Source organism: Bacillus sp. SIMBA_074 (assembly GCF_046534555.1).
Classification (GTDB): Bacteria; Bacillota; Bacilli; order Bacillales; family Bacillaceae_G; genus Bacillus_A; species Bacillus_A mycoides.
In genome coordinates this window covers 1-240 of the sequence record NZ_JAWRYM010001138.1, presented here as the reverse complement: position 1 = coordinate 240, position 240 = coordinate 1, and the positions used below count along the sequence as shown (strand labels likewise).

Genomic DNA, 240 nt, shown 5'->3' with positions numbered 1-240 from the left:
CCTGCGTCCCGGTGGCCTGGATTTTCCCGCCGCCCAAAGCGCGCAGCCCCGCATCGTGGCCGGTGACCTCGCCCTGCGTCAGCTCGATCACGCCCTTCTCGCTGGCCAAGGCACCAAATTCGCGGGCTGCCTTGACCGTTGCGCCAACAGTCGTGATCCGGCTGCCATCGTCCCTGGCGAACAGACCACGCCCCGCACTCGTCAGGGCTGTATCCTGGCCGAGACTCACGATGCCGCCTC

The 240-nt window shown here is 67.9% G+C and carries 1 protein-coding gene; it reads right to left on the bottom strand.

What is annotated here, in order from left to right:
* Positions 1–240: hypothetical protein (locus tag SB773_RS34290; protein ID WP_410594977.1), on the bottom strand; the 240-nt coding region annotated here is incomplete at both ends.